The 3007-nt window shown below is 74.9% G+C and carries 3 protein-coding genes; 1 reads left to right on the top strand and 2 read right to left on the bottom strand.

Going from position 1 to position 3007, the window contains the following annotated elements; all coding sequences use genetic code 11:
* On the top strand, positions 1–1297 hold a 1297-nt coding region (locus tag GKQ77_RS30925), incomplete at its 5' end, for a hypothetical protein (RefSeq protein WP_258022278.1).
* A gap of 3 nt (positions 1298–1300) precedes the next feature.
* Here the strand turns inward: GKQ77_RS30925 and GKQ77_RS30920 are convergent.
* On the bottom strand, positions 1301–1714 hold the full coding sequence (locus GKQ77_RS30920; RefSeq protein ID WP_219692427.1) for a VOC family protein: 414 nt from the start codon (positions 1712–1714) through the stop codon (positions 1301–1303).
* A gap of 72 nt (positions 1715–1786) precedes the next feature.
* Positions 1787–2677 (bottom strand): KPN_02809 family neutral zinc metallopeptidase, encoded by an 891-nt coding sequence (gene ypfJ / locus GKQ77_RS30915; RefSeq protein ID WP_219692426.1) that lies wholly within the window; start codon positions 2675–2677, stop codon positions 1787–1789.
* Positions 2678–3007: the final 330 nt, after the last annotated feature.

The raw sequence follows: 3007 nt of genomic DNA, 5'->3' as shown, positions 1-3007 counted from the left end.
GGCCAGGAGGGCGCGCGCCGGCCTCGCCGACGCCGTGCGGGTCGCCCGCTGGGCCGACGCCGCCCTGCGCCCCGGCCCCGGCCGCAGCGGCGCCAAGCCCGACGGGAACGGCACCCTCTCCGACGCCACCGCCGAACGGGCCGCCGCCGAGCTGGGACTGACCCCCGCTCAGGTCCGCGCCGACTGGGACACCGCGCGCCTCGCGGGCCTCATCGAGGTGCACGGCGACAGCGCCCGCCCCGGATGGCGCCTGCGCGCCTGGGACCGCGACGACACCGCCGTACTGCGCGGCTGGGTCGCCCTCTTCGACGCCTGGTCACTGGCCCACCCGGCGCCGGACCACCTCGCCCCCGCCGCGGTCGCCGAGGTCGTCGAGGCCATGCCGCAGCTCCTGTCCTTCCTCCAGCTCTCGGCGGGCCCCGTCCCCGTGCCGCAACTGCTCGACCTCCTGGACCAGCGCGTCACGGAACTGCGCACCGAGCGCTGCGAGATCGCGTACGGCCCCCAGGTCGAGGCCCCGATCGAGGCCCGGCCCGAGCCCGGCGCCGCCTCGGCCGACCGCCCGCGGGAGGCGGTGCCGCTCCCGGCGCTCCTCGACTGGGCGCTGCACGGCCTCGCCGCCGTCGGCGCGCTCACCTACGCCGACGGTCAGGCCACGCTCACCCCGCTCGGCAGCTGGGCGGTCTGGGTCAAGCTGGAGCAGATCTGCGTCGCCGCGCAGAGCCCCGCGGGCCACATCGAGCAGTCCGCCGAGGAGATGCTGCGCGGCTGCGCCCGCCTGCGCCCCAACGCGGCCCGCGCCGAATACCGCGCCTGGCTCGCCGCCCGCCCCGTCGGCAGCGCCGTCACCGACCTGCTCACCGCTGCCCGCGGCGAGGACGCCCTGCTGCGCGGCCTCGCCTTCGAGGCGCTGCGCGTGGTCGGCGCCCCGGCCGAGGCGGAGGTCAGGGCCGTCGTCGACGAGGCATCCCTGCGCCCCTACGCCCTGCTCTGGCTCGCCGAGCAGGAGGGCGCCGACCCCGAGGACGTCCACCTCGTGCTGACCCGCGAGGAGGCCACCTGGCTGTGGATCGACACCGCGGCGGCCGTCGCCGACCACGGCGAGGCCCAACTCCTCGTCCGGCACCTGGAGTCGGCGGTCCAGCCCACCGTCCCCGCCCTCATCGACGAGGTCCGCCGCGCCGGGCACCCCCGTACCGTCCAGGTCCTCGTCGCCCTCGCCGCCGCCCACCCCGACCCGGCGCTCGCCAAGGCCGTGCGCCGCGCCGCCTTCCAGGTGCACACCGGCGGCGAGTAGGTCTCAGGCCCCCGCCTCGGGCGCGTACGTACCAAAACTCCATACGTTGCCCTCGGCGTCCCTGGCCATGTAGTCCCGCGAGCCGTAGTCCTGGTCGGTCGGGGGCATCAGGATCTCCGCGCCGTGCTCCTTGGCCCGCTGGTGGTGGGCGTCGACGTCGTCCACGACGATGTACACGCCGCTGGGCCCCGCGTCCTTCATCACCTGGTCGAAGACGCCGCCCGTGCCCTTGGAGCCGAGCATCACCATGCCGTTCCCCTGAGCCAGCTCGGCGTGCGCGACGCCGCCGTCGTCGGTCTCGTACACGTGCACCTCGGTGAAGCCGAAGGCCTCCGTCAGCTGCCGGATCGCGGCCCTCGCGTCCGCGTACAGCAGCGTGGGAAAGATGCTCGGCCGTCCACTGTTGTCGCCTGCCATACCCGCTCACTCCGATCAGATGAGATCCGTACTCACCGGACGAGACCCGTACTTCCTGGACGAGACCCGTGCTCACCGGAAGGTGTCGCACTGCCCCATGTCGCCGGTGCGATACCCCTGGTAGAACCACCGCTGGCGCTGCTCGGCCGAGCCGTGGGTCCAGGACTCGGGGGTGACCCGGCCCTGGAACCGCTCCTGGATCCGGTCGTCGCCCACCGCGGCCGCCGCGTCGAGGCCGTCCCGGATGTCCGCCTCGTCGAGGCTGCTGATCAGCGGCTTGCCCGTGCGGTCGTCCGGGCTGCGGGTCGCGTGCCGCGCCCAGACACCGGCGTAGCAGTCGGCCTGCAGCTCGACCTTGACGGCGTTGCTGTCGCGGCCCGTACGCCCGTCCTGGGCGCGCCGCAGGATGCCCGTCAGGTTCTGCACGTGGTGCCCGTACTCATGGGCCACGACGTACGCCTGTGCGAAGGGCCCGCCGCTGGAGCCGAACTTCGTGCGCAGCTCGTCGAAGAAGCCCAGGTCCAGATAGACCTTCCGGTCGCCGGGGCAGTAGAACGGGCCGACCGCCGAGGTCGCCGCGCCGCAGGCGGTGCCCACGCGGCTGGTGAACAGGACGGTCTGCGCGGAGGAGTACGAGGCCCGTCTGCGCTGGAACTCCGGGCGCCAGAAGTCCTGGACGCTGTTGACCACCGCCACGATGCGGCAGTCGTCCTTGGTGTTCGCGTCCCGGCCCGTGCGGCAGCTCTGCTGCACCTGCGCGAGGGACGAGGACGAGGCCTCCGGCTCCTCGTCGCCGGAGGAGAGGCCCAGCTGGTCGGGGCCGACTCCGAAGACGAGGCCGAGCACCAGCGCGATGAGACCGGCGATGCCGCCGCCGACGGTCGCCCGGCCGCCGGGGATCCGACTGCCGCGCACGTCCCGCACCTCGGAGGTATCCAGGTTGGCGTCGTCGTCGAACTGCATGGGGCACCCCTCTGCGTCGCACCGGGGGCGGCACGCGCCGCCCCGCACCGAGACCTCCGGCCACCTCATCCTGGTACGCCCGCCCCCGCGGGGCGCCGGACGGAGGTCCGAACGGGGGACGCCCGCCACTCCCCGCGCCGTGTCGCACCGGCACCACCGCGGCAGCCGGCGCCCCCGCCGCTACGCTCTGCGCCTGATCCGTGGGCCCGTGGTACCGAAGGGGGGCGTCATGCCGGCCACGCCACTCGCACCGACCACCGACCGACCCATTCCCCAGACAGCACCGCCGGCACCGTCGGCACCGCCCCCCCCGCCGGCCGCCCCCGGCGC

The organism is Streptomyces anatolicus, assembly GCF_019400875.1.
GTDB lineage: Bacteria > Actinomycetota > Actinomycetes > Streptomycetales > Streptomycetaceae > Streptomyces > Streptomyces anatolicus.
Note: the sequence above shows the minus strand (reverse complement) of the source record. Positions and strands in the feature narration are given on the sequence as shown.

What these genes read in the sequence shown, in the direction of transcription:
- GKQ77_RS30920 (WP_219692427.1), bottom strand. Translation starts at nt 1,714, where the DNA reads ATGGCAGGCGACAACAGTGGACGGCCGAGCATCTTTCCCACGCTGCTG.
- ypfJ (WP_219692426.1), bottom strand. Translation starts at nt 2,677, where the DNA reads ATGCAGTTCGACGACGACGCCAACCTGGATACCTCCGAGGTGCGGGAC.